17 protein-coding genes are annotated in these 25472 nt (G+C 73.6%); 9 read left to right on the forward strand and 8 right to left on the reverse strand.

Annotated features, from left to right (window positions below; translation table 11 throughout):
* Positions 1 to 14 precede the first annotated feature (14 nt).
* Positions 15 to 1388 carry an NtaA/DmoA family FMN-dependent monooxygenase gene (locus ACZ5Y0_RS07560; RefSeq protein WP_469127686.1) on the forward strand — a complete coding sequence of 458 codons (1374 nt, stop codon included), beginning with the start codon at positions 15 to 17 and terminating at the stop codon, positions 1386 to 1388.
* A 157-nt stretch (positions 1389 to 1545) separates the two neighbouring features.
* Here the strand turns inward: ACZ5Y0_RS07560 and absR1 are convergent, their stop codons facing one another.
* The gene (gene absR1, locus ACZ5Y0_RS07565) at positions 1546 to 2631 is read right to left on the reverse strand and encodes a beta-glucuronidase AbsR1 (RefSeq protein WP_469128024.1); all 1086 of its coding nucleotides are present in this window, start codon (positions 2629 to 2631) and stop codon (positions 1546 to 1548) included.
* A 71-nt stretch (positions 2632 to 2702) separates the two neighbouring features.
* Here absR1 and ACZ5Y0_RS07570 point away from each other — a divergent pair, with 71 nt between their 5' ends.
* On the forward strand, positions 2703 to 4658 hold the full coding sequence (locus tag ACZ5Y0_RS07570; RefSeq protein ID WP_469127687.1) for a helix-turn-helix transcriptional regulator: 1956 nt from the start codon (positions 2703 to 2705) through the stop codon (positions 4656 to 4658).
* An 18-nt stretch (positions 4659 to 4676) separates the two neighbouring features.
* On the opposite strand, the gene ACZ5Y0_RS07575 is transcribed toward ACZ5Y0_RS07570, so the two are convergent.
* Positions 4677 to 7241 (reverse strand): CHAT domain-containing protein, encoded by a 2565-nt coding sequence (locus tag ACZ5Y0_RS07575; RefSeq protein WP_469128025.1) that lies wholly within the window; start codon positions 7239 to 7241, stop codon positions 4677 to 4679.
* Between the two features lie 280 nt (positions 7242 to 7521).
* Here ACZ5Y0_RS07575 and ACZ5Y0_RS07580 point away from each other — a divergent pair, with 280 nt between their 5' ends.
* Genes ACZ5Y0_RS07580 through ACZ5Y0_RS07590 form a run of 3 tightly spaced genes read left to right on the forward strand, consistent with a single transcriptional unit; the run spans position 7522 to position 10095 of the window.
* Positions 7522 to 8958, forward strand: a complete 1437-nt coding sequence (locus ACZ5Y0_RS07580; RefSeq protein ID WP_469127688.1) for a S8/S53 family peptidase — start codon at positions 7522 to 7524, stop codon at positions 8956 to 8958.
* A 7-nt stretch (positions 8959 to 8965) separates the two neighbouring features.
* The gene (locus ACZ5Y0_RS07585) at positions 8966 to 9604 is read left to right on the forward strand and encodes an RNA polymerase sigma factor (protein ID WP_469127689.1); all 639 of its coding nucleotides are present in this window, start codon (positions 8966 to 8968) and stop codon (positions 9602 to 9604) included.
* 5 nt (positions 9605 to 9609) lie between these two features.
* Positions 9610 to 10095, forward strand: coding sequence for a hypothetical protein (locus ACZ5Y0_RS07590; protein ID WP_469128026.1), 486 nt, complete (start codon positions 9610 to 9612; stop codon positions 10093 to 10095).
* A gap of 113 nt (positions 10096 to 10208) precedes the next feature.
* Here ACZ5Y0_RS07590 and ACZ5Y0_RS07595 read toward each other — a convergent pair whose 3' ends face one another.
* From ACZ5Y0_RS07595 to ACZ5Y0_RS07615, 5 genes are all read right to left on the reverse strand, one after another.
* Complete coding sequence (locus ACZ5Y0_RS07595; RefSeq protein WP_469127690.1) at positions 10209 to 11006, reverse strand: N-formylglutamate amidohydrolase; 798 nt, start codon at positions 11004 to 11006, stop codon at positions 10209 to 10211.
* A gap of 223 nt (positions 11007 to 11229) precedes the next feature.
* Positions 11230 to 13449: an NADP-dependent isocitrate dehydrogenase gene (locus tag ACZ5Y0_RS07600; RefSeq protein WP_469127691.1), complete on the reverse strand. Its 2220-nt coding sequence runs from the start codon at positions 13447 to 13449 to the stop codon at positions 11230 to 11232.
* Between the two features lie 135 nt (positions 13450 to 13584).
* The gene (locus ACZ5Y0_RS07605) at positions 13585 to 14676 is read right to left on the reverse strand and encodes a mechanosensitive ion channel family protein (protein ID WP_469127692.1); all 1092 of its coding nucleotides are present in this window, start codon (positions 14674 to 14676) and stop codon (positions 13585 to 13587) included.
* Between the two features lie 182 nt (positions 14677 to 14858).
* Positions 14859 to 16391: an amino acid permease gene (locus tag ACZ5Y0_RS07610; protein WP_469127693.1), complete on the reverse strand. Its 1533-nt coding sequence runs from the start codon at positions 16389 to 16391 to the stop codon at positions 14859 to 14861.
* Between the two features lie 46 nt (positions 16392 to 16437).
* On the reverse strand, positions 16438 to 17433 hold the full coding sequence (locus ACZ5Y0_RS07615; RefSeq protein ID WP_469127694.1) for a hypothetical protein: 996 nt from the start codon (positions 17431 to 17433) through the stop codon (positions 16438 to 16440).
* 289 nt (positions 17434 to 17722) lie between these two features.
* Between ACZ5Y0_RS07615 and ACZ5Y0_RS07620 the strand changes: the two genes are divergently transcribed.
* The 3 genes from ACZ5Y0_RS07620 to ACZ5Y0_RS07630 all read left to right on the forward strand — a co-directional run bounded on the left by ACZ5Y0_RS07620 (position 17723) and on the right by ACZ5Y0_RS07630 (position 21943).
* A complete protein-coding gene (locus ACZ5Y0_RS07620; protein ID WP_469127695.1) occupies positions 17723 to 19162 on the forward strand; it encodes an FGGY family carbohydrate kinase in 1440 nt (479 codons plus the stop codon).
* The gene (locus ACZ5Y0_RS07625; RefSeq protein WP_469127696.1) at positions 19159 to 20583 is read left to right on the forward strand and encodes an FAD-dependent oxidoreductase; all 1425 of its coding nucleotides are present in this window, start codon (positions 19159 to 19161) and stop codon (positions 20581 to 20583) included. The genes ACZ5Y0_RS07620 and ACZ5Y0_RS07625 overlap by 4 nt, the downstream gene beginning before the upstream one ends.
* 142 nt (positions 20584 to 20725) lie before the next feature.
* The gene (locus ACZ5Y0_RS07630) at positions 20726 to 21943 is read left to right on the forward strand and encodes an NAD(P)/FAD-dependent oxidoreductase (protein ID WP_469127697.1); all 1218 of its coding nucleotides are present in this window, start codon (positions 20726 to 20728) and stop codon (positions 21941 to 21943) included.
* Here ACZ5Y0_RS07630 and ACZ5Y0_RS07635 read toward each other — a convergent pair whose 3' ends face one another.
* Positions 21944 to 23329, reverse strand: a complete 1386-nt coding sequence (locus ACZ5Y0_RS07635; protein ID WP_469127698.1) for a hypothetical protein — start codon at positions 23327 to 23329, stop codon at positions 21944 to 21946.
* Positions 23330 to 23518: 189 nt separating this feature from the next.
* Here ACZ5Y0_RS07635 and ACZ5Y0_RS07640 point away from each other — a divergent pair, with 189 nt between their 5' ends.
* A complete protein-coding gene (locus ACZ5Y0_RS07640) occupies positions 23519 to 25402 on the forward strand; it encodes an ABC transporter ATP-binding protein (protein ID WP_469128027.1) in 1884 nt (627 codons plus the stop codon).
* Positions 25403 to 25472: the final 70 nt, after the last annotated feature.

Here is a 25472-nt window from a genome sequence, read left to right on the forward strand (position 1 = left end):
AGGGGACACCCGACATGAGCAAGCCCCAGAAGCAGATCCACCTCGCCGCCCACTTCCCCGGCGTCAACAACACCACCGTGTGGAGCGACCCGAGGGCCGGCAGCCACATCGAGTTCAGCTCCTTCGTCCACTTCGCGAGGACCGCCGAACGCGCCAAGTTCGACTTCCTGTTCCTCGCCGAGGGACTCAGACTGCGCGAACAGGGCGGCCACATCTACGACCTGGACGTCGTCGGCCGCCCCGACACCTTCACCGTCCTCGCCGCGCTCGCCGCCGTCACCGACCGCCTCGGCCTGACCGGCACCATCAACACCACCTTCAACGAGCCCTACGAGGTGGCCCGTCAGTTCGCCAGTCTCGACCACCTCTCCGACGGCCGCTCCGCGTGGAACGTCGTCACCTCGTGGGACGCCTTCACCGGTGAGAACTTCCGCCGCGGCGGCTTCCTCCCGCAGGAGGAGCGCTACTCCCGCGCCGAGGAGTTCCTCGCGACGGCCAACGAACTGTTCGACTCCTGGCGCGGTGACGAGATCATCGCCGACCAGGCCACCGGCACCTTCCTCAGCGACGCCAAGGCCGGCGCCTTCGTCCACGAGGGCCGGCACTTCGACATCCACGGCCGTTTCAACGTCCCGCGCAGCCCCCAGGGCCGCCCGGTCGTCTTCCAGGCCGGTGACTCCGACGAGGGCCGTGAGTTCGCCGCGTCGAGCGCGGACGCCATCTTCAGCCGGTACGCCGCCCTCGACACCGGCCAGGCCTTCTACACGGACGTGAAGTCCCGCCTCGCCAGGTACGGCCGCCGCCCCGACCAGTTGCTCATCCTGCCCGCCGCGGGCTTCGTCCTCGGCGACACCGACGCCGAGGCCGAGGAGATCGCCCACGAGGTCCGACGCCGGCAGGTCAGCGGCGCCACCGCGATCAAACACCTGGAGTTCGTCTGGAACCGCGACCTCTCCGCCTACGACCCAGACGGCCCCCTCCCCGACATCGACCCCGACCCCGGCGAGAACCACATCGCCCGCGGCCGGGCCCAGGTCCGCATGTACCGGGACCCGGCGGCCGTCGCCCGCGAGTGGCGGGAGCTGGCCACCGCGAACAACTGGTCCATCCGCGACCTGGTCATCGAGACCGGCAACCGGCAGAGCTTCGTCGGCTCCCCGGCCACCGTCGCCAGGACCATCAACGACTACGTCCAGGCGGACGCCGCCGACGGCTTCATCCTCGTTCCGTACCTCACCCCCGGCGGTCTCGACGAGTTCGCCGACCAGGTCGTCCCCCTCCTCCAGGAACGGGGCGTCTTCCGCGCGGAGTACGAGGGCGCCACCCTGCGCGACCACCTCGGCCTCGCCCACCCGGACGACAGGGGGGCGGCTCGGCGGGCCTCGTGAGATTCCCGGCGGTCCCCTGACCGCCGCGACCGCCCACCGTCGCGACCGCGCCGGGTGCGGCCGGCGCCCGTCTTCCTCCCCAGAAGGTGACGGACGCCGGCCTTTCCCCCGGCGCCGGACTGTGGTCCGTGTGCGCGTACGGTGCCCTCCCGTGCCGTCACCAGCACATGACGGCGGTCTCTCCCGCACCCCAGCCGCAGTACAGCCGGACCCGGACGAGGTAGCGGCGGCCCTTCACGAGCCGGACCCTGATCGTGGCGTTGTCCGCAGTACCCCCGTCGTCCCGGCCGGCCAGGAAGCGGGGCACGCCGTCCCGCTCCTCGAAGACCACGACGACCGAGTCACCGTCCCCGAAGGTGCCGAAGGTGTACTCGCGGGTCTCCGGGGGCTCGACCGCGAAATCGGCCTGCCCGCCCGCCGCCAGCGACAGCGGCACCGAGCGGAACGGCACCAGCGGGGGCGGACGCGGCGCGTCGAGCGGCGGATACCAGCGCAGCACGAACTCCCTGTCCCGCGGCGACAGCGCGCCGGGCGGGTGCACACCCCCGCGGAACTGGGCCGGTTCCAGGATCAGCCCCGCCGGGAACGGATACTCCATCACGGACTGCGGGTCCCACACCGAGCCGTTGACCTCGGCCGGGTCCAGCTTGCGCAGGACGTTGACGTACGTGCGGTCCCGGCTCCAGAAGTTCGGCGGGCCCGCCAGGTCGGCGTACACGGCCTCGTCGTCCCAGTGGATGCCGGCGAACGGACTCTGGTGCTCGTGCTGCATGCCGAGCGCGTGCCCGATCTCGTGCAGGGCCGTCGCACGCTCCCCGGGCGCGGTCAGATCCCAGCCGAAGTTCATGGTGCGCTCGTTCAGGCCCGCCCGCAACGCGTCCCGGCCCACCGCGGACCAGGAACCGTCGCCCTGCTGGAACCCGATGCGCAGCTCGGCCTCCGAGCGGTCGTCGATCTCGACGAACGACACCCCGATGCCCAGCTCCCGCCACTCGCGGAAGGCGTCGCGCACCACGTCCCGCTGGGTCTTGTCCCCGGCCCACGACACCCACCGGGTCCCCCCGGAACCCGGCACCGGGATGACCGATCCGTCGGCCTCGCCGTCGAGGAAGCAGTAGTGCAGCACGGTGCCGTTGACCCACATCCGGCGACCGCCCATGAGCGCGCCGAGCCGCTCGGCGGCCAGCCCCGGAGCGAACGTGGGGGGTGGCTGCCGCGCGAGCGAGCAGTAACGGGCGGTCATGGACTCCAGGCTGCCCCGCAACTCCGGCCGGGGCGTGAGTCGGGGGCTACTCAAGTCGCCCTGTATCAGGCATGAGTATGCGGACTCCTGTAGATGTGACGACTTCCGCACGTGACGCGAGGACCCTACGGCCGCTCCCGTCGCCGCCGTGGCCGTTCACCGGCCGCGAGGAGGAACTGGAGCTGGTGCGGCGTGCGTTGCGGGCCGGACGGCCCGGCATCGTGGTGACCGGGCCGCCCGGCTGCGGCCGCGGTCGGCTGGCCGCGGAGGCCGTGCGCGGCACGGAGTGCGTACGGGTGGCCGGCACGCCCGAGACCCGCGGCACCGCGTTCGCCGCGTTCGCCCATCTCCTGCCCGAGGACGTCACCCTGCACCGAGCGGTCCGACTGCTGTGCCGGGTGCGGCTGTTGCTGGTCGACGACGCCCACCTGCTGGACGACGACTCCGCCGCGCTCGTCCATCAGCTCGCCGTCCAGGGACGCACCTTGCTGATCCTCGCCGCGGACGACGCACCCGCGCCGGGTGCCGTGGCCCGCCTGCGCTCGGGTGACCTCCTGCCGCGGCTGGCTCTGGAGCCGCTGCCCCGTGAGGACACCGTCCGGTTGCTGACCGCCGCCGCCGGAGTCCGTCCGGAGCCGCTCACCGCCAACCGGCTGCACCGGCTGGCCGGGGGCGACCTCGGGCTGCTGCGTGACCTGCTGGACGCCCTGCGGGGTCAGGGGTTGCCCGACCGGAGTGCCGACAGTGAGGAGTGGAGGTGGCGCGGGCCGGTTCCGCCGACACCTGCCCTGCGCGAACGGGCGGCCGCCGTCCTCGGACGGTCCTGCCCCGAGGAGCGGGAGATCCTGGACCGGCTCGCCTTCGCGGAGCCGTTGCCGTCGACGGTGGAGGGGCTGGAGCCGGGTGTCCTGGAGAGGCTGGAGGGTGACGGGCTCGTCCAGGCCGACGACGGCGCGACGGTTCGGCTCGCCCACCCGCTGCACGGGCCCTTGCTGCGGGCCGTCGCGGGGCGGTTGCGGGCTCGGCGGCTGGCGGCCGGCCGGCCGCCGTGGGGCGCGGCGCTGGAGGCGGAGGCGGAGGAACTGCTCCGGCGGATCGACGGGGCGGATGTCCGGTCGGCGGTGGCGCCCGTGGGGGAGTGGCTGGTCGGGGAGGGGAAGACGGTTCCGGCCGAATATGCGGCGGTGCGGGCACGGTTCGCCCGGTTGCGGGGGGAGCCGCGGGAGGCTGTGGCCTGGGCGCGAGAAGGGTTGGCGGGGACGCCGGACGATGCGGGGTGTCTGGCCGAACGGGAATGTGCGGCGGCGCAGTTGGGGGAGTCACCCCTCGCGGCCTCGTTCCGGCCCGTTTCCGCGGGCCACCGCTTCCTGGCCCCCGCTGTCGGCCCTGGAGGGGCCTCGTCCGCACAGGCCGGACGGGCCGGGTCGACGCGACCGTCGCCTGCTGTCCCCCCGGCTCGGGACGGGGGCGTCCCCGCGCGAGCGCGGCCGAGCCTGGGAAACGGAGACCCGTGGGCGGGAGAAAGGGGGGTGTCCCCGCACGCGCAGGACCGGGTGACCGCCCACGACGCCGTACGGCGAGGTGCTCCCGAGGACGGGGTCTTCGCGCGGCACGCCGATGCCCTCGCCCGTGGGGACGGGCCCGGACTCGACGCGGTCGCGACGGAGTTCGAGCAGCGCGGGTTCCTCCTGTGCGCGGCCGAGGCGCACGCGCACGCCGCGCGACTGCTCCGGGACCCGCGCGCGGCCCGTACCGCCCGTACCCGTGCCGTCGCCCTGGCCCGCCGCTGCCAGGGCGCCCGCACTCCCGCGCTGGCGGGGCTGGTGCTGGGTGAACTCACCGCCCGGCAGCGCCAGATCGTCACTCTCGCGGCGGCCGGCCTCAGCAACCGGCAGATCGCCGAGCGGCTGACGCTGTCCGTCCGTACGGTCGGCAATCACCTGTACGGCGCGTACACCCGACTCGGCGCGAGCGACCGCGCGGCGCTGCCGTCGCTCGTGGCGCTGCCGGACAACCGGACGGCCTGATGCGCCGGGTGCGGGCGTTCAGGCGGCGCCGAACGCGGTGAAAGCCCACCCCGTCGCCTGGTGCAGGGCGTCCCCGGGCAGGGCGGCGCGGGCGTCCCGCAGCGCCTCCGCCAGCGACAGACCGGCACTGACCCCCTTGTGCAGGGCCAGCATCAGCGAGACCACCGCCTCGTCGTTGACGGGTGCGCTGCTCGCCACCACCCCGGCCGTGCCGAGCGGCAGCAACGCCGTGACCAGGCCCAGGAGTTCGTCGGCGCCCACCGAGGCGAGGCGGGCGGTGTCGCAGCTGGACAGGATGATCCGGTACGGGCTGCGGGCGAGGCGCTCGAAGTCGTGCACGATCAGGGGACCGTCGGCCATCCGCAGGGACGAGAACATCGGGCTGTCGGCCCGGAACGTGCCATGGGCGGCGATGTGGGCCAGCGCGGCCCCGTCCAGTTCCTCCAGTACCCGCGGCACGCGCGCGTCCTCCTGTTCCAGCACCGTCGGCCTGCCGTAGCGGCCCGCCACCTCCGGCACCTCGGCGCCCCCGGTCGCCAGGCCCGGCCCCCGCACCAGCACATGCCGCCCGCCCGGTGTGGGCTCGGTCTCCCGCGCGCGCAGCCAGCTGCTCGCCGACGGCGACACACTGAGCACCCGCTCCCGCAGCGACGGCAGCAGCGCCCACGGCACCTGATGCAGCCGGGCCGGGGGCACGATCACGACCGGGCCGGGGCCCAGCTGCGAGGCGGCCTCCCCCAGCAGGAGGTTCTCCAGTCGCCGGCCGGCCGCCTCGACCACCGGCAGCCGCGCGTCGGCACCGGGGTGCGCCAGCCGCCGCAGCCCGGCCTGCACATGCTCGGCCTCCCGCTCCGCCTCGGCCACCGGCCCGCCCGCGAACCTCCGTACCCGGCCGCCCCCGCACAGCAGCACCTGCACCCGCCCGTCCAGTACGGCGATCTCGACCAGCCGTCCGTCGCCGAGCCGTTCCAGCAGCCGGCCCACGTCGAACCGGTGGCCGTCCCCGGGGGACTCGCCGCGGATGTGCAGGGTGCGGGAGCGGATCTCCCGCTCCAGCCGGCGCTGCTCGCGTTCCAGCGTCGGCACCGGGCGGCCGTCCATCCGCGCGCCCTCCGCGCGGGCGGCGATCTCGCGGTAGGCGGTCAGCCCGCTGAGCAGCGCCGGATCGGCGGGCGGCCGGGTGGGCGGCGCCGACAGGACGGTGGCCCGCCAGCGCTCGCTCCACACCAGCAGTTGCCGCGGCCCGCCCCGCTCCAGGCTCACCTGCTGGGCGAGGGAAGCGAGTTCGGCCCCCTGCGCGGTGGCGCGCGCCCGCAGCTCGGAGGCGCCCAGCGTGGTGCGGTGGTCGTCGAGGACGTCGAGTCCGCGCCGGCAGGCCTCCAGGACACCGCGCGCCGATCCGGTCGCCCGCGCCCACAGCGCCTGCGCCGCCCAGCCCGTCATCCGCGCCAGCGGCGGCCCCCCGTGACGGCTGCGCGCGGCGACCGCCAGATAGCGCTCGGCGTCCTCGGTCCAGTGCAGGTCCAGCGCGATCCGGCCCGCCAGCAGCCAGCCCTCCGGAGCGGCGGGCGCCCCGAACGAGGACAGCCGTTCCGCCACCCGGACCGCGTCCGCGACCAGTCTCCCCGAACTCCGCCCGGTCGCCACCCGCGCCTCGATCAGCACCAGTTGGGCGTGCGCCTCCCACCAGGTGCGCCGCTGTCCGGCGAACAGCCGCACGGCCAGCGCCGCCCGCGCGGTCGCCGTCCCCGGATCCCCCGCCAGCCGGGCCGCCCGCGCCGCTGCCAGCAGCAGTTCCGCCTTGCGGGTGGACTGTCCGCCGATCCCGTCGAGGACCGTGATCGCCGCGTCCGCCTCGGCGAGAGCCTCGGGCGCCAGTCCGGCGGCCATCAGCACCTCGCAGCGCCGGATGTCGAGCATGAAGGTGGGCGTACCCAGTTTCGCGTACCGCTCCTCGGCCTCGTCCAGCAGCCGCAGCGCCGCCGGGACGTCCCCCGACCGGAACGCGGCCAGCCCCCGGCTCTCCACCGCGTCGGCCTTGTCGTGCTCCTGGCCGGTGGTGTCCCACAGGGTCTCCGCCGCCGTGAAGTCGGCGTCGGCCCGGTCCACCGCGCCGAGTGCCAGGTGCACGGTGGCGCGCAGGGTGAGGGCGCGTGCCGTCCAGATGACGTCCTCCGCCTGCCGCAGCACGGTGATCGCCCGGCGCAGGTCGTCCAGCGCCTCGCGGTGATGTCCCAGCACCCACCAGGAGTAGGCACGCCGGTAGCGCACGCGCGCGCGGGTGTGCCCCGTGCCGCGCTCGATGCCCCGCTCGAACGCGGCGAGTCCCTGCCGGGTGCGGCCCGCGTGGACCAGGGCCACGCCGAGCGTGGCCAGGACGTCCGCCTCCCGCTCGGCGGAGTCCGCGCGCGCCGCCAGCGCGCGGGCGCGCCGCAGATGGTCCAGGGCGAGGCGCATGTCGCCCCAGTCCCGCTGCCAGATGCCGATCACCTGGTGGGCGACGGAGGCGTGCAGGGGCGGGGGGTCGGTGTGGAGCACTCCCTCCGCGCGGGCCAGGGCGTCGTTGGGGGCGGCGAACACCATGGGCAGCAGTTCGAGAACCGCGTCGTTTCCCGCTGTCACCCCACGGATGGTAGTGCTCCGGTCGCATGCCACACAGGGCCGGAGTCGTTTCAGGTCGTATCAAGGGGACGCCCCGTCGACGGGACGCGGACCCCGCCGGGCGGACGTCCCGAGGCGCACGTCCGCCTACGCCGAGGGCGCGCGGTCGCAACCGCACCACCCACCTCTGTCGTCGCACCACCTGTATCAGAGGAGGGTCCCGCGGGTCTGATAGACGACCATCGGGTTCAGGGGAGGACACATGGCACCACAGAGATTCCACGAGCAGTTCGATCACATCCAACGCGCGCTGCCCGGCGTGCCGTTGGCGATGGGCCCGGACGACTCCGCCGAGTTCATCTACGAGAAGGGTGTCGTCCTCGCGCGCGACGGCGAGGAGGCCCAGGTCGTCGAGGACGCCGTCCGTACGCACTTCACCGAGGCCCCCGACCTCACCCCCGACCATGTGCGCCGGGCCGGGCCGCAGGCCAACCGCTCCGGCATCACCCGGATCCAGGTCGCCGATCCCGGCCAGGGCGTGTCCGGCACGGACCGCGCCGTCGCGAGTGCCCTGCGCGCCCTGCGGGGCGCCGAGGGCCGCACGGGCCGCCGCCTGGTCAGCCGCAACCACGTGGTGTCCATCGCGGTCAACGCCTGTCCCGGCGACGAGCCGGTGCCCGCCGCCTACAACGCGACGCCCAACCCGGCCGCGGCGCAGGCCGCCCACGACCCGGCCGGCGCCGTCGGCGTGCTCGTCGTCGACACCGGTCTGATGCACGACTACCGCTCCTACCCGCTCCTCGCCCACACCGAGGGCGACGCGCAGATCCGGGAGACCGACGAGAGCGGTGTCCTCCAGCAGTACGTCGGCCACGGCACGTTCATCGCCGGGCTGGTGGCGGCCGTCGCCCCCAACACCGACATCACCGTGCGCAACACCCTCAACGACGCCGGCGCGATCCTGGAGTACGACTTCGGCGACAAGCTGTTCGAGGCCGTCGAGCAGGGCGGCTGGCCCGACATCCTCACCCTCTCCGCCGGCACCTCCAACGGCCGCGTGGACGGCCTGCTCGGCGTGGCCGCCTTCATGGAGGAACTCCGTGCGCAGCACACCCTGTTGGTGGCCGCCGCGGGCAACAACGCCAGCGCCACGCCCTTCTGGCCCGCCGCCTACGCCGCCCTGCCCGAGTACGCTGACGCGGTGCTGTCGGTCGGCGCGCTGCGCGGAGACGGCGAGTTCGGCGCCTGCTTCAGCAACCACGGGCCCTGGGTGCGGGTCTACGCGCCCGGCGAGCGTCTCACCAGCGCCCTCACCGGCTTCGCCAGCCCCGTCCCCTACGTGTACCAGCACTCCACCTACGACACCTGCCGCTACGGCTTCACCTACTCGTGCACCTGCCAGTCGCCGCGCCACACCGGGGTGCTGAGCGAGGAGCGGGCGGTCACCGCGGGCAAGCCGGACCAGGTCATGTTCGAGGGGCTGGCCTCATGGAGCGGCACCTCTTTCGCGACGCCCGTCGTCGCAGCCCTCGTCGCCGCGCACATGACGGCCAACAGCCTGACCGACCCGCGCGCCGCCGCCCGTGAACTGCTCGCCGAGAGCGCCGAATCGGCCGAGGTGCGCGGAGCCCATGTGCCGACGCTGCTGCCGGCCACCTGGACCCCGGTGGCCGTCGGGCAGCCGGCCGTCCCGGCGTGAGGGCGTCATGAGGTCCGAGGCCGGCCCCGTCACGGCGTACGATGACTTGCCGTACACAAGGGGTGGGACCGTGGACCGTAGTGAAGTCGGCGCACTCGTCCGGTCCGCCGTCGACGGCGACACGGCGGCCTGGAAGGCGATCGTGGAGGGGCTGAGCCCGCTGGTGTGGTCCGTCGTGCGAGCGCATCGGCTCTCCGACGCCGACGGGCACGAGGTGTACCAGACCGTGTGGTTCCGGTTCGCCCAGCACCTCGGGCGGATCCGCGAACCGGACAAGGCGGGTTCCTGGCTGGCGAGCACCGCGCGCAACGAGTGCCTGAAAGTGATCAAGAGCCTGCGCCGGCTCACCCCGACGGACGATCCCCAGCTGCTGGACCGGGTCAGCGAGGACCGTACGCCGGAGCAGTCGGTGCTGGACTCGGAGGAGGCGGCCGCGCAGAGTGAGCGCGTGCGCCACCTGTGGCAGGAGTTCGAGGCGCTCGGTGAGCGCTGCCGGCAGTTGCTGCGGGTGCTGATCTCCTCGCCGCCGCCCAGTTACCAGGAGGTCTCGGCCGCCCTGGGCATCGCCGTGGGCAGCATCGGACCGATGCGCCAGCGATGCCTGCGCCGCCTGAGGGCCCGACTCGACGCACGGGAAGCCCTGTGAGCCACATGGACGACGACATGGACGACGACGCCTTCGACGGCTCCTCCCCCGACGAGGGGTTGGACCAGGTGGGCCTGGAGGCGGAACTCCGCGAGGCCGCCGCGATCCTGGACCCGGTGCCGGCCGAGCTGCGCCTGCTCGCCGTCGAGGCCTACGCGCTGCACGACCTCGACGCGAAGATCGCCGAGCTGACCTTCGACTCGCTGGTCGACGCCATCCCGGTCAGAGGAGCGGTGGACGTACCGCGGATGCTCACCTTCCACACCGGCGGGCTGACCGTCGACGTCGAGGTGACACCCCGCGGCATCATGGGCCAGCTGCTGCCCCCGCAGGCCGCGTCGATCGAGGTGCTCGACGGCCCTCGCGCCGGAGCGGCCCTCACCGCGGACGACATGGGCCGCTTCACCAGCGAAGCCCGGCCCACCGGCCCTTTCGCCCTGCGCCTGCGCGCGGGCGGTGAGGTCGTGGTCACGGAGTGGATGCGCGCCTGACCCGCCGGACACCGTCCGCGGCGTGACCGGCCGGCCCGACGAGCCCGTGCCCCGGGCTGGAGCCACGTCCGGCCGACGCCCCCTGTCCCATCCGCCGAGGCGCCATGCACAGGTCAGCCGGAGACCGCGTCGACCAGTTCCGCCAGTGCCGCGGCGAGCCGGGGCAGCCCCGGACCCGCCGGGCCGCCCGGTTCGGTCATGTAGGTGTCCCTGCGGATCTCCACCATCAGCGCGGAGACCCGTGGGTCCCTCCCGTAGTACTCCAGGGGCACGTACGCCCCGCCGAACGGGCTGTCGAGTCCCGTCTCCCCGATTCCCCCGAACGCCTCACGCGCGGCGGTGAGCAGCTCGGGCGGGGTGTGGAAGGCGTCGGTGCCGAGGCAGACCGGCGGGCGTGGGCCCCCGCCGTGCAGCTCGTAGGGGAGCGGGGCGGCGGGGTAGGAGTGCACGTCGATGATCACGACCCGGCCGACGGACGCCAGCCGCTCGGTCACGGCCTCGGTCATCGCCGCCGCGTACGGCCGGAAGTACCGGGCGATCAGCGGCTCGGGGTCGGTGTCCGCGCCCCGTAGGGGGTCCCGGTGCGTGGTCCGCGTGTACACCGCGCCCATCCCCACCGAAAGCATCTCCTCGCGCTCGTCGGGGAATCGCTCCGGGTCGACGACCAGCCGCGACAGCCCGTTGACGAACCGCCACGGCGTCACCCCGGCCCGCCGCGCCGCCGTCTCGGCGATCTCCGCCGTGTGCGCGTCGGTGATGTGGTCCAGCTCCCGCTCCAGCGCCACGTCGTCCAGCACGATCCCCGCCCGCACCGCGGGGGGTATCTCCCGCGCCGAGTGCGGGACGTGCAGGATCACCGGCGAGGCACCGGCACCGGACAGGACGGTGAAGGACGGTTCGGCAGGGGTCATACGAGGGCTCCCGGAACGGATCGGCTGCGAAGTCGCCCGATCACGGTGCCACATCGCGGCCTCCGCCCCCTCAGGCACTTCGGTCCTGTCGGGCACTTCGGTCCTGTCACGCACCTCGGCCCCGCATCGCCGCCTCCGCCCCGTCACGCACCTCCGCCCCGTCACGCACCTCCGCCCCGGCCGGAGGGTGCACAGGTCGGGGCGGAGGTCCAGCGGGTGGGCGTCAGCTCAGGGAGCCGAGCAGCTCGTTCCAGGTGGCCGACGGGCGCATGACCGCCGCCGCCTTCGCCGGGTCGGGCTGGTAGTAGCCGCCGATGTCGGCCGGCTGGCCCTGGACGGCGTTCAGCTCCTCGACGATCTTCTGCTCGTTCGCCGCGAGGGACTCGGCGAACGAGGCGAAGGCCTTCGCGAGGTCGGCGTCGTCGGTCTGCCGCGCCAGCTCCTGCGCCCAGTACAGGGACAGGTAGAAGTGGCTGCCGCGGTTGTCGATGCCGCCGACGCGACGGGTCGGGGACTTGTCCTCGTCGAGGAACGTCGCCGTTGCACGGTCGAGGGTGTCGGCGAGGACCTTCGCGCGGGAGTTGCCCGTGAAGTCGGCGTACTGCTCCAGCGACGGGACGAGCGCGAAGAACTCACCGAGGGAGTCCCAGCGCAGGTAGTTCTCCTTGACCAGCTGCTGGACGTGCTTCGGCGCGGAACCGCCGGCGCCCGTCTCGAAGAGGCCGCCGCCCGCCATCAGCGGGACCACCGACAGCATCTTGGCGCTGGTGCCCAGCTCCAGGATGGGGAACAGGTCGGTGAGGTAGTCGCGCAGGACGTTGCCCGTGACCGAGATCGTGTCCTCGCCCCGGCGGATGCGCTCCACCGACAGCTTGGTGGCCTCGACCGGGTCGAGGATCCGGATGTCCAGGCCCTCGGTGTCGTGCTCCGACAGGTACGTCCTGACCTTGGCGATCAGCTGGGCGTCGTGGGCGCGGGTCTCGTCGAGCCAGAACACCGCCGGGCTGCCGGTGGCGCGGGCGCGGGTGACGGCCAGCTTGACCCAGTCGCGGATCGGGGCGTCCTTGGTCTGGCAGGCGCGGAAGATGTCGCCCTCGGCGACCGGCTGCTCCAGGACGACGTTGCCGGCCGAGTCGACCAGGCGGACCGTGCCGGCGGCCTTGACCTCGAAGGTCTTGTCGTGGGAGCCGTACTCCTCGGCCTTCTGCGCCATCAGGCCGACGTTCGGGACGGAGCCCATGGTCGACGGGTCGTAGGCGCCGTGGGCGCGGCAGTCCTCGATGACGGCCTGGTAGACGCCGGAGTAGGAGGAGTCCGGCAGCACCGCGAGGGTGTCGGCCTCCTCGCCGTCCGGGCCCCACATGTGGCCGGAGGTGCGGATCATCGCCGGCATCGAGGCGTCGACGATCACGTCCGACGGCACGTGCAGGTTGGTGATGCCCTTGTCGGAGTCGACCATCGCCAGGGCCGGCCCCTCGGCCAGCTCGGCCTCGAAGGAGGCCTTGATCGCGTCGCCCTCGGGCAGGGCCTCCAGACCCTTGAGGATGCCGCCGAGACCGTCGTTCGGCGTCAGGCCGGCTGCGGCCAGGGCCGCGCCGTACCGCTCGAAGGTCTTCGGGAAGAAGGCGCGCACCACGTGACCGAAGATGATCGGGTCGGAGACCTTCATCATCGTCGCCTTGAGGTGCACCGAGAAGAGCACGCCGTCGGCCTTGGCGCGGGCGATCTGCGCGGTGAGGAACTCGCGCAGCGCGGCCGCGTGCAGCACGGAGGCGTCGACGACCTCGCCCTCGAGGACCGGTACGGACTCGCGCAGGACGGTGGTGGTGCCGTCCTCGCCGACCAGCTCGATGCGCAGGGAACCGGCCTCGGAGATCACGGCGGACTTCTCGGTGGAGCGGAAGTCGTTCTCACCCATGGTCGCGACGTTGGTCTTGGAGTCCGACGACCAGGCGCCCATGCGGTGCGGGTGGGTCTTGGCGTAGTTCTTGACCGACGCGGGGGCGCGGCGGTCGGAGTTGCCCTCGCGCAGGACCGGGTTCACGGCCGAGCCCTTGACCTTGTCGTAGCGGGACTGGACGTCCCGCTCCTCGTCGGTCTTCGGGTCGTCCGGATAGTTGGGCAGCGCGTAGCCCTGCGCCTGGAGCTCGGCGATCGCGGCCTTGAGCTGCGGGATCGACGCCGAGATGTTCGGCAGCTTGATGATGTTCGCCTCGGGCGTCTTGGCCAGTTCGCCCAGTTCGTGCAGGGCGTCCGCGACCCGCTGGTCCTCGGTGAGGTACTCCGGGAACACGGCGAGGATGCGCCCGGCCAGCGAGATGTCCCGCGTCTCCACGGAGACACCGGCCTGCGAGGCGTAGGCCTGGACCACCGGCAGGAAGGAATACGTCGCCAGGGCCGGGGCCTCGTCAGTGTGCGTATAGATGATGGTCGAGTCAGTCACCGGGTGCTCCGCTCCACGTCTGCAACATTGCTCGACATCAAGATATCTCGTGACCGAACCGGACTCGACAGGACCCCACGGCGGCCGTTCCGTTCCGGCCGGACCGGCCGCCGCGCCCGGGGCGGTCGGGCCGGATCAGTCGTGCAGGGCCGCGGGCGGCGCCAGGTCGTCGCCCGTGCGCTGCTGCGGGATGACCACCGCGCCCTGCTGGAGCGACACGGTCCGGGCGGGCGCCGGGATGCGGATGCCCTCGGCGCGGTAGCGGCGGTGCAGGCGCTTGATGAACTCGTGCTTGATCCGGAACTGGTCGCTGAACTCGCCGACGCCCAGGATCACCGTGAAGCCGATCCGGGAGTCGCCGAAGGTGTGGAAGCGGACCAGCGGCTCGTGGTCGGGCACCGCGCCGGTGATCTCGGTCATCACCTCGGTGACGACCTCGCAGGTGACCCGCTCGACCTGCTCCAGATCGCTGTCGTAGGCGACACCGACCTGCACCAGGATGGTCAGCTGCTGCTCCGGGCGCATGAAGTTGGTCATGTTCGACTTGGCGAGCTGCCCGTTGGGGATGACGACGAGGTTGTTGGAGAGGGCACGCACGGTCGTCTGCCGCCAGTTGATGTCCTCGACGTAGCCCTCCTCGCCGCTGCTGAGCCGGATGTAGTCGCCGCGCTGCACGGTCTTGGAGGCGAGGATGTGGATGCCCGCGAAGAGGTTGGCGAGGGTGTCCTGGAGGGCCAGCGCGACGGCCAGACCGCCGACGCCGAGGGCGGTCAGCATCGGCGCTATCGAGATGCCGAGGCTCTGAAGCGCGACCAGGAAACCGAGCGCCAGGACCAGCACCCGCGTGATGTTGACGAAGATCGTCGCGGATCCGGCGACGCCGGAGCGTGCGTGGGTGACGCTCTGCACCAGCCCGGCGATCACCCGGGCCGCCGACACCGTGACCGCGAAGATCAGCAGGACGGTCAGGCTCTGGTTGACGGTGTGCTGGACCGGCTCGGTCAGCGGCAGTACGGCCGCCGCCGCCGCCCCGCCGCCCACGAGCGCCGCCCACGGCACGACCGTGCGCAGCGCGTCCACGACGACGTCGTCGCCGCTCCACTTGGTGCGCTTGGCGTGCTTGGCCAGCCAGAGCAACAGCGTCCGCGACAGGAACGCCACCAACAGGCCCGTGGCGAGAGCTGTTCCGGCGAGGACGGCGTCGTCGAGGGTCAGCGCGCGGTTCACCGGTGGCCTCCGGAGGGACGGTCCGCGGCGAAGAGGAACGCCGGGGGCCCGATGTGAAGTGTCGTCACGTGGTCACCTGCTCGATTCCGGGATGTGCGAAGTGCGGTCGCGCCCGTCCCGTGCACGGACGCGACCGCTCATCCTGCCGTATCCGGGACGGCAGTTCGTACCCGCGCCCGGCCTCAGACGATGCCTTCGGCCAGCTCCGCCTGCTCCCGGTCCGAGCCGTACGCCGCCGCCGTGGGCGTGCCGTAGGAACGACGGGCCACGAACCACCACACCGTGGCGAGGACCAGCACGACGGCGAGGGCGACGGAGGCGTAGTTCATCGTCTCCCCCGTCACCGGCGAGGACTGCGGCAGGCAGAACAGCACCGTCACACAGGCCACCCACACCACGGCGATCCACCCGATCGGCCTGCTCCACCGGCCCAGGTGCCAGGGACCCGGCTGGAAACGGTCCCCGGCGCGCAGACGCAGCAGGACGGGGATGGCGTACGCGGGCGTGATGCCGATGACGTTGATCGCCGTGACCGCGCCGTAGGCGGTCGCCGAGTACAGCGAGGGCAGGGCGAGGACGCAGGCGACGGCGACCGACAGCCACACCGCGGCGACCGGGGTCTGGGTGCGGGCGCTGACCTTGCGCCACAGGTGCGAGCCGGGCAGCGCGCCGTCCCGGCTGAACGCGAACACCATCCGGCTGGCGGCGGCGACCTCGGCGTTGCCGCAGAACAACTGGGCCACGATCACCACGAGCAGCAGCGCGCTCGCCCCGTCCGTGCCGAGACCGTCCAGCAGGATCTGCGCGGGCGGTACGCCGGTCTCGGTGGCGCGGGTGGCGTCGTAGTCCTGGATGGCGAAGGTGAGGCCCGCGAGGAGGACGAAGCCCGCTGCCCAGGACACCCAGATGGAGCGGACGATGCCGCGCGCCGCAGACACCGACGCGTTGGCGGTCTCCTCCGACAGGTGCGCCGAGGCGTCGTAGCCGGAGAACGTGTACTGGGCGAGGAGCAGGCCGATCGCCGCCACGTACACCGGGTTGTCCCAGCCGGTGTCGTTGACGAACTCGCCGAAGACGAAGGACGGCGACCGGTGGTGGTCGGGGACGATCGCCAGCGCGCCGACGATGAGCGCCACGCCCGCGAGGTGCCACCACACGGAGACCGAGTTCAGGACACTGACCAGGCGGACACCGAACAGGTTCAGCACGGCGTGCAGCAGCAGGATCGCCATGAAGATCAGCATGGTCTTCTCCGGTGTCGGCTCGAAGCCCCACTGGAGATTGGCGAATGCCCCCGCGAACAGGGCGGCGCCGTAGTCGATGCCGGCGATCGCGCCGAGCAGCCCGAGCAGGTTCAGCCACCCCGTGTACCAGCCCCAGCGGCGTCCGCCGAGCCGGTCGGCCATGTAGTACAGAGCCCCGGACGTCGGGTACGCGCTGGTGACCTCGGCCAGTGCGAGACCCACGCACAGCACGAACAGGCCGACGCCCGCCCAGCCCCACAGCATCACCGCGGGGCCGCCCGCCCCCATGCCGAAGCCGTACAGGGTCATGCAGCCGGAGAGGATCGAGATGACGGAGAAGCTGATCGCGAAGTTGCCGAAGCCGCCCATACGCCGGGCCAGCACGGGCCGGTAGCCCAGCTCGCGCAGCCGCTGTTCCTCGTCGGTCCGCGGGACGGGCGAGGGGAGCGGTGGTTCGGGAGTGGCGGACATGCGGAAGCCTCCGAAAGGTCGTCGGATGAGGTGGGGTGGCGGTTCGTCACTCGCCGGCGGGCGGCGCGGCCGCGTGACTGCGGGTGCGGGCCTGGAGGAACACCTGCGCGGCCTGGCCGTGATCGCCGGGCACGGCGGTGCGGTACGCCCAGGGCAGGGGCATGCGGTACGGGCCGATCGCGTCGAACACCCGTGCGGCGTCGGCGAATCGGTGTGCTCCCCACAGGGCGTGGGCGAGATGGTTGAGGTCGAGCGGGGAGCGCTCGGCGGCGGCACTGTGCTCGAACCAGGAGGTGTGCGCGTGCAGCGCCTCACGGGTGGCGTCCTCGGCCACCCAGTGCAGGTCGAGAGCGGCCTCCCGTCCGCCGCCGCGCCGGTAGCGTTCCACGCGGACGTACAACGGCAGGACGTGCAGCGCGGAGCCCGGCGGGGCGGCCGCGACGGCCAGGTACGCGAAGCCGGCCGCCTCCGCCAGCCGCTCGGACGCCGCTCGCGAGTACAGGAACTGGAGCATGCGGTGGTGGGCCTCCCGGTTGTGCGGGTCGCGTTCGACGGCCTCCGCCAGCAGCCCCCACGGGCCGGGCGGCAGGGCCGGGTCCGGCGGCGGCGCCCGGTGCTCCTCCCACGCCTGCTCGTGGTCCAGCTGGGCCAGGGCCAGCAGACACACCCACGGCACCGGGTCCGGCGGGGCGGCGCGGGCGGCGCCCTGGCTCATGTCCCAGGCCTCGATCCACAGCTCGTGCGTACGGCGGTGTCGCTCGCGGTGTGCGCGCAGAGCTCGCTCGACGGCGACCCGGGCCCGCATCACGGCGGCCGGCACACTGTCCGGCTCCTCGGCGAGCCAGGCCCGGATCACATCGGTCCCGGCCGCTCCAGCGGCGAGCACCTGGGTGCGCTGTGTCCACTGCCACCAGTGCGTCGTGCGCTCCAACAGGGTCCGCATCGACAACCAGCGGCCGGTGCGGACCTCCTGGAGGGCGGCCCGCAGTTCGCCGTCGTGACCCGCGGGGTCGTAGCCGGGGCGTGCTCCGTCTCTGGCCATCAGCCGCTCGCTCCTGGTCGGGGATCGGGCGTGACGGCAGGGTGGAGTAACAACAGCCCTCCTCGGGGCGGCAGATGAGGAGATCGCCTCGGTTTCGGCGGTCACTATAGGGCCCGGCCGTTGCCCGCCACACCTGTTTCCGGATCGATCCGACCATGCTTGCCGATACTGCAACTGACCGGTGATCAGCCGGTGTCCCCGTGGCCGGATCGGCGCAGGTGGGGTCCTCTTGACGGGGTGGCCGACCCGACGGCAGGCTGAGCCCGCCGATCACCGAGGAAGGGGCGTGATGACGGGTCCGGTACTCGCCGTCGACCAGGGCACGTCCGGCACCAAGGCCCTGGTGATCTGCCCCGAACGCGGCATCCTGGGAACGGGGTTCGCGGCCGTACGCCCTCGCCATCTGCCCGGCGCCCGCGTCGAGGTGGACCCGGTCGCGCTGTACGCCTCGTTACTGGACGCGGGCCGGTACGCGCTCGCCGAGGCCGGTGAACGCGTCGTGGCGCTCGGCCTCGCCAACCAGGGCGAGACCGTCCTCGCCTGGGACCCGGCGACGGGCCGCCCGCTCACCGACGCCCTCGTCTGGCAGGATCGCCGAGCCGAAACCGTCTGCCGGGAACTCGCGCCGTACGCGGCGGAGTTGCGGGAGGCGACCGGTCTGCCCGTCGACCCGTACTTCGCCGCCCCCAAAATGGCCTGGATCCGCCGTCACCTCACCACCGAGGGAGTCGTCACCACCAGCGACGCCTGGCTCGTGCACCGCCTCACCGGCGCCTGTGTCACCGACGCGGCGACCGCCGGCCGCACCCAGCTCCTCGACCTCGACCGGACCACCTGGTCGTCCCGCGCCCTCGACCTGTACGGCCTGTCCGCGGAACGACTCCCCGAGATCGTCGACAACGCCCGACCAGTGGGTGTCACCCGTGAGTTCGGGTACGACATCCCCCTCACCGGCCTCGCCGTCGACCAGCAGGCCGCCCTGCTCGCCCAGCGCGTCACCGCACCCGGCACCGCCAAGTGCACTTACGGCACGGGCGCGTTCCTCCTCGCCCCGACCGGCGAAACCCCCCGGCGCGGCACCTCCGGACTGGTCAGCTGCGTCGCCTGGCGGCTCGCCGGACGCACCGAGTACTGCCTCGACGGACAGGTGTACACCGCCGCCTCCGCCGTGCGCTGGCTCACCGACCTCGGTGTCATCGCCGGCGCCGCCGACCTCGACACCGTCGGCGCGACCGTCCCCGACAGCGGTGGCGTCACCTTCGTCCCGGCCCTCGCGGGACTCGCCGCCCCCTGGTGGCGCGGCGACCTGCGTGGCTCCCTCACCGGACTCGGCCTGGACACCACCCCCGGACACCTGGTGCGCGCCCTGTGCGAGGGACTGGCCGCGCAGGTGGTGGAACTGGCCGAGGCCGCGGCGGCCGACCTGGGCACCCCCGTGACCCTCCTGCGCGTCGACGGCGGGCTGACCCGCTCCACCCTGCTCATGCAGACACAGGCCGACCTGCTGCAACGTCCCGTCGAGGTGTCCGCCCTGCCCGACGCCACCGCCCTCGGCGTCGGCGCCCTGGCCCGCCTCGGGGCCGCCCCCGGCACACCCCTCGCCGAAACCCTCCCCGAGGGGAGGCCGTCGGCGGTGTACGAGCCCCGCGTCACGGCCGGCGAGGCGGCGGACCGCCTCGGCCGCTTCCGCGCCGCGGTCACGGCCCTGCTGGACGGCGCCCCGGCATGACGGTGACCGCCGACGGCCCCCTGCCCACCGCCCCCTACGACGTCGCGATCGTCGGCGCCGGGGTCGTCGGCTGCGCCATCGCCCGCGAACTGGCCCGTTACCCCCGCCTGAAGGTGGCCCTCGTCGAGGCCCAGGACGACATCGGTCAGGGCACCTCGAAGGCCAACACCGCGATCCTGCACACCGGCTTCGACGCCGTCCCCGGCTCCCTGGAGGCGAGGCTCGTCCGCGAGGGCGCCCGCCTGCTCACCGCGTACGCCGCCGAGTCCGGCATCCCCGTCGACCCGGTCGGCGCGCTCCTCGTGGCCTGGGACGCGGGACAACTCGCCGCCCTGCCCCGCCTCGCGGAGAAGGCCGAACACAACGAGTACCGCGACGCCCGCCTCCTCGTCCCGGCCGAACTCTACGAAAGGGAACCCCGCTTGGGGCCCGGCGCGCTCGGCGCCCTGTACGTGCCCGGCGAGAGCGTCGTCTGCCCGTGGACGACCCCGCTGGCGTACGCCACCCAGGCGGTCCGGCACGGAGTGGACCTCCACCTCGGCTCCCGCGTGGAACAGGTGAGCCGGCGGGACGGCGTGCACGCGCTCGGCACCGGCCGGGGCCCCCTGCGTGCCCGCCGCCTCGTCAACGCGGCCGGACTGCACGCCGACACCCTCGACCGCCGGCTCGGCCACGACGACTTCACCGTCACCCCGCGCCGCGGCCAGCTCATCGTCTTCGACACCCTCGCCCGCCACCTCGTCCGCCACATCCTGCTGCCCGTCCCCACCGCCGTCGGCAAGGGCGTCCTCGTGGCCCCCACCGTGTACGGCAACGTCCTGCTCGGTCCCACCGCCGAGGACCTCGACGACAAACGGGCCACCGGATCCACCGCCGAGGGCCTCACCGCCCTGCGCGCCCAGGGCGCCCGCATCCTGCCCGATCTCCTCGAGGAGGAGGTCACCGCCGTCTACGCGGGCCTACGCGCCGCCACCGAACACGAGGACTACCGCATCACCGCCCACCCCGCCGACGGATCCGTCACCGTCGGCGGCATACGCTCCACCGGCCTCACCGCGTCCCTGGCCATCGCCGCCCACGTCACCGTCCTGCTGGCCGACGAGACCGGCCTCGACCTCGGCCCCGCCCGGCCCCTGGCGCCGGTTCGCATGCGCGATCCCCGTCCGAGCGCCGACCGCATCGCCGCCGACCCCGAGTACGGCGACCTCGTCTGCCACTGCGAGCACGTCTCACGCGGCGACATCCGCGACGCCCTCACCGGCCCGGTCCCCGCCCGTACCCTCGAAGGCCTACGCCGGCGCACCCGCGCCGGCGCGGGCCGCTGCCAGGGCACGTTCTGCGGGCCCACGCTCCGTGCTCTCCTGGCGGACGCGCCGGCGCCGAGGCCGTCCCTCCTGGTGGGGGAGGCGAGGGGGGTATGACGGTGGTGGGCGGTTTCGGTGTCGTGGGGTCGGGTGTCGGCGGAGGCGGCCGGGGTGTCTGTCGCGGGGCTGCTGTCCGGGTCGCGTCGGCCGAGGCGCCGGTGCCGGGGCCGGCGTGCCTGCCGGGGAAGGTGTCGCGGGTATGACGGTCGCGCGTGAGGTCGACGTCCTGATCGTCGGCGCCGGCCCCGCCGGACTCGCGGCCGCAGCCCGCCTCGCCGCGGCGGGAGCCGGCAGGGTCGAGGTACTGGACCGGGAACCGGAGCCCGGCGGGGTACCCCGCCACTGCGATCACGGCGGCTACGGCACCCTTGTGCATCCCCTGACCGGCCCGGCGTACGCCCGCCTGCTGGTCACCGCGGCCGCTCGGGCCGGCGCCACCGTCCGCCCCGGAATCACCGCCTCGGACTGGGCCGGCCCCCTGTCCCTGCACACCGTGAGCCCCGACGGCCCCGAGATCCTCACCGCACGCGCGGTCGTTCTCGCCACCGGCGCGCGTGAACGCCCGCGTGCCGCCCGCCTGGTTCCCGGCACCCGCCCGGCCGGCGTCTACACCACCGGCGAACTCCAGCGGGCCGTCCACCTCCACGGGCAGCACATCGGCACACGCGCGGTGGTCGTCGGCGCCGAGGACGTCTCCTACACGGCGGCCGGCACCGTCCGGGCGGCGGGCGCCACCGTGGTGGCGATGCTGACGGAGCACACCCGCCCGCAGACCGCTCCGGCACGCGCCGCCGGCTCCCGGCTGCGCCACGGCGTTCCGCTCCTCACCGACACCACGGTCGCCGAACTCCTCGGGCACGGACGCCTGTCGGGCGTACGCGTCCGGCGCCGGGACGGCCGGACGGCCGTACTGCCCTGCGACACCGTCGTGTTCACCGGCGACTTCGTCCCCGACCACGAACTGGCCCGCCGCGCAGGCCTGACCCTCGACCCCGGCACCCGCGGCCCCGCCGTCGACGGCGCCCTGCACACCTCTCGTCCGGGCCTCTTCGCCGCCGGGAGCCTCCTGCACCCCGTGGAGAGCGCGGCGACGGCGGCCCACGAGGGCGTCCACGCGGCCCGCGCCGTCCTGGACCACCTCGAGGGCACCGCCCGCCCGCCCGCCGTCCCCCTGTCGGTCGCCCCGCCCCTGCGCTGGATCGCCCCGAACCGCGTCACCCCGTCCGACCGGCTCCCGTACGTCCTGCGCACGACGACGGAACTCACCCGCCCGGTCCTGTACGTCACCCAGAACGGCCGTGTCCTGCACCGTGAGCGGCTCCGGACCGCACAGCCGAACCGCACCCTGCGCCTGCCCGCCGCATGGACCCACCGCGTCGACCCCGCCGCCGGGCCGGTCCGGGTGGCGGTCGGCTGATCAGGCGGGGGCGCCCGCCCGGTCCAGCAGCGCCGTCATCTCGGCGACCGGCAACAGGGGGTTGGCGGCGGCGGCACTGCCCGCCTGAGGGTCGTCCAGCAACTCGACGAGCCTGCCCACCGGCAACCTCCGGTCCCACGCCGCCGCCGCGCGGACGAACGCGTCCGGGTCCCGGCTCAGCCGCTCCACCAGCTCGGGCGTCGCCGAGGGGTCACGCAGCGCGAGTGCGCGCTCGCGTGGATCCGCCGCGTCGGCGCACCGCTCCGCCAGCCCCGCCGAGGGGAATCCGGGCCGCGCGACCAGCATGCCGACGGCCCGGTGCGCGCCGTGCAGGTACAGGTCGAGCAGCAGTTCCGGCGGCGCCTTCGGATGCCGCTCGGCGAGCAGCAGTCGTACGGCGAAGTCCTCGTCCCCGGCGAGGAGCCCGACGCAGTCGTCCGGCAGTTCGGCGCACGCCGCGGCACTGCGGCGCAACCACGTGTGGGCCGAGTGGGCGCAACGGCGCAGCAACTCCCCGTCGGCACGGCCCCGCCACACCCACACCAGCGTCTCCAGCCGGTCCTCCGCTGCCACCTTCCAGTCGATCGCCGCGCGTTGCTCCTCGTCGAGTTCGGGGCGGGCGGACACCGCGAGGCGTACGGCCGGGTCCTGGTGCCGGGCCAGCGTGGCGGCGAGGTCGGCGGGGAACGTGGGATTGCCCACGAGCCGCGCCAGACGCGTGCCCTCCGCGAGCAGACGTTCGGCGAGGCCGCGCTCCAGCCTGCCGTGGGCGAGGACCTCCCAGAGCCAACAGTGGTCCTCGCGTGACTCGACCAGCCAGGAGGTGCGCTCCTCGTCGTCCGCCATGACCTGGAGCGCGGCCGCCGTACGCACCTGCGGGTCCGGGTCGTCGAGCAGGGCCCCGCGCACCTCCGGCGCCAGCTGGTCCCAGATCCTGCGGCAGGCCGCGAGCCGGAACCGCGGGTCCTCGTGACCGGCGAGCGGCAGCAGGACGTGGGCGGGTGTGGAGGGCGCGTTCGCCGTCTCGTACCGGACATTGGTGTCGTCATGGGCCAGCAGCCGCTCGTAGGCCCGGTCGGGGAGCGGCGGCGCGGTCGTGGCGTACGGCTGCGGACCGCAGGCGACGAGGATCGCGTCCGAGGCCGGGCCGTCCAGGAGGCGGGCCCGCAGCGCGGGATCGGCGCCCGCGCTGTCCGCCAGCGCGGCCCGCACCCGCCGGTCGGGATGCGCGAGGAGGGCCTCCGCCACCTCGTCGGGCACCGACGCGCGCCAGGTCAGCCGGGCCACCGTGGACCAGTCGTAGTCGAGTTTCAGCAGGCGCAGGAGGACGGCCGCCGGAGCCGCCGGGTTACTGGCCAGGCCTGGTAGCGCGTCACGTGCCGCCATGGATGTCGGTTCCCCCCGTCGTCGGACTGCGGGGACAGTGTGCCTGACGGGGGGGTGCGGCGCCGGGGCAGGGCGGCGGGGAGCGGACCGTCCGTCCGATCACCGTGCGAACGTCAGTGGATCACGGTGGGACCGCCCGGTCATGTTGACCTCAACTCTGGTCGAGGTCCTACGGTCCTCTTCATGAGCATGGAGACCACCGCCTGGACGCAGCTGTACAGCGTCATGAACGCCCGGCACGAACGCCGCCCCTTCAACCGCGCGACGTTGCGCCGCATCGGCGCCTTCGCCCGCCCGCACCGCCGCCGCATCGCCGCCTTCGTCCTGATCGGCGTGGTGACCGCGCTGTTCGCGGTGGCCACCCCCGTCCTCGCGGGCAGGGTCGTCAACACGATCGTGTCGCAGCACGGCGAGTCCTCGACCGTCGTCCGGCTGGCGCTGCTCATCGCGCTGATCGCCGTGCTGGAGGCGGTGTTCGGCATCCTCGGCCGCAGACTCTCGGCGACGCTGGGGGAGGGGCTCATCCTCGATCTGCGCACGACGGTCTTCGACCACGTGCAGCGGATGCCGGTCGCCTTCTTCACCCGCACCCGTACCGGGGCGCTCGTCTCCCGGCTCAACAACGACGTGATCGGCGCCCAGCGCGCCTTCAGCAACACCCTGTCCGGCGTGGTCAGCAACCTGGTCACGCTGGTTCTCACCCTGGCCGTCATGCTCACCCTGTCCTGGCAGGTCACCCTGCTCGCCCTCGTACTGCTGCCGGTGTTCGTGGTGCCCGCCCGCCGCATGGGCCGCCGGATGGCGGAGATGCAGCGCGAGGCGGCCACGCTCAACGCGGTGATGGGCACCCGCATGACGGAACGGTTCTCCGCGCCCGGCGCCACCCTGGTGAAACTGTTCGGCCGTCCCGAGCAGGAGTCCGCCGAGTTCGCCGCGCGCGCCGCCCAGGTCCGCGACATCGGCGTCCGCACCGCCACCGCCCAGTCGGTGTTCATCACCGCCCTCACCCTGGTCTCGGCCCTCGCTCTCGCCCTCGTCTACGGCCTCGGCGGCCGACTCGCCCTGGACGGCGCCCTGGACCCGGGCGCCGTCGTCGCCCTCGCCCTGCTCCTGACCCGCCTCTACGCCCCCCTCACCGCGCTCGCCGGAGCCCGCGTCGAGGTGATGAGCGCACTCGTCAGCTTCGAACGTGTCTTCGAGGTGCTCGACCTGGAGCCGCTCATCGAGGAGAAGCCCGACGCCCGTGAGGTGCCAGAAGGCCCGGTCTCCGTCGAGTTCGACGACGTCCGCTTCGGCTACCCGTCGGCCGACAAGGTCTCCCTCGCCTCCCTGGAGGAGGTCGCCACCCTCGACACCCGCGACGGCGCCGAAGTCCTGCACGGCGTCTCCTTCCGCGCCGAACCCGGCCGGACGGTCGCCCTCGTCGGCTCCTCCGGCGCCGGCAAGTCGACGATCGCCCAACTCCTGCCCCGCCTCTACGACGTCGACGAGGGCGCCGTCCGCATCGGCGGCGTCGACGTGCGCGACCTGAGCGCCCGTTCCCTGCGCGCGACGATCGGCATGGTCACCCAGGACGGTCACCTCTTCCACGACACCGTCCGCGCCAACCTCCTCCTCGCCGGTCCCGAGGCCACCGAGGAGGAACTCTGGGACGCCCTGCGCCGCTCCCGCCTCGACGACCTGGTCCGCTCCCTGCCCGACGGCCTCGACACGGTGGTCGGCGAGCGCGGCTACCGCCTGTCCGGCGGTGAACGCCAGCGCATGACCATCGCCCGCCTGCTGCTGGCCCGCCAGCGGATCGTCATCCTCGACGAGGCCACCGCCCACCTCGACAACACCTCCGAGGCGGCCGTCCAGGAGGCGCTCACCGAGGCGCTCCAGGGCCGTACGGCCGTCGTCATCGCCCACCGCCTGTCCACCGTGCGGGCCGCCGACCTGATCCTGGTCGTGGAGTCCGGCCGGATCGTGGAACGCGGCACGCACGAGAACCTGCTGGCGGCGAACGGCCGGTACGCGGAGCTGTACCGGACCCAGTTCGAGAAGCCGGGGACGGCGGTGACGACGCCGGCGTGAGGCGGCGTGGGGAGGGACGAGACGGAGTGGACAGGGCCCCGGACGGACGGTGTGGGCGGGCCCGACGGCG

This window comes from Streptomyces sp. NPDC033216, assembly GCF_055577115.1.

Coding starts and splice junctions, on each gene's coding strand:
- ACZ5Y0_RS07560 (WP_469127686.1), top strand. CDS start 15: ATGAGCAAGCCCCAGAAGCAGATCCACCTCGCCGCCCACTTCCCCGGC.
- ACZ5Y0_RS07595 (WP_469127690.1), bottom strand. CDS start 11,006: ATGACCCCTGCCGAACCGTCCTTCACCGTCCTGTCCGGTGCCGGTGCC.
- ACZ5Y0_RS07625 (WP_469127696.1), top strand. CDS start 19,159: ATGACGGTGACCGCCGACGGCCCCCTGCCCACCGCCCCCTACGACGTC.
- ACZ5Y0_RS07580 (WP_469127688.1), top strand. CDS start 7,522: ATGGCACCACAGAGATTCCACGAGCAGTTCGATCACATCCAACGCGCG.
- ACZ5Y0_RS07570 (WP_469127687.1), top strand. CDS start 2,703: ATGAGTATGCGGACTCCTGTAGATGTGACGACTTCCGCACGTGACGCG.
- absR1 (WP_469128024.1), bottom strand. CDS start 2,631: ATGACCGCCCGTTACTGCTCGCTCGCGCGGCAGCCACCCCCCACGTTC.
- ACZ5Y0_RS07590 (WP_469128026.1), top strand. CDS start 9,610: ATGGACGACGACATGGACGACGACGCCTTCGACGGCTCCTCCCCCGAC.
- ACZ5Y0_RS07640 (WP_469128027.1), top strand. CDS start 23,519: ATGGAGACCACCGCCTGGACGCAGCTGTACAGCGTCATGAACGCCCGG.
- ACZ5Y0_RS07585 (WP_469127689.1), top strand. CDS start 8,966: ATGAGGTCCGAGGCCGGCCCCGTCACGGCGTACGATGACTTGCCGTAC.
- ACZ5Y0_RS07635 (WP_469127698.1), bottom strand. CDS start 23,329: ATGGCGGCACGTGACGCGCTACCAGGCCTGGCCAGTAACCCGGCGGCT.
- ACZ5Y0_RS07610 (WP_469127693.1), bottom strand. CDS start 16,391: ATGTCCGCCACTCCCGAACCACCGCTCCCCTCGCCCGTCCCGCGGACC.
- ACZ5Y0_RS07630 (WP_469127697.1), top strand. CDS start 20,726: ATGACGGTCGCGCGTGAGGTCGACGTCCTGATCGTCGGCGCCGGCCCC.
- ACZ5Y0_RS07575 (WP_469128025.1), bottom strand. CDS start 7,241: ATGGTGTTCGCCGCCCCCAACGACGCCCTGGCCCGCGCGGAGGGAGTG.
- ACZ5Y0_RS07620 (WP_469127695.1), top strand. CDS start 17,723: ATGACGGGTCCGGTACTCGCCGTCGACCAGGGCACGTCCGGCACCAAG.
- ACZ5Y0_RS07615 (WP_469127694.1), bottom strand. CDS start 17,433: ATGGCCAGAGACGGAGCACGCCCCGGCTACGACCCCGCGGGTCACGAC.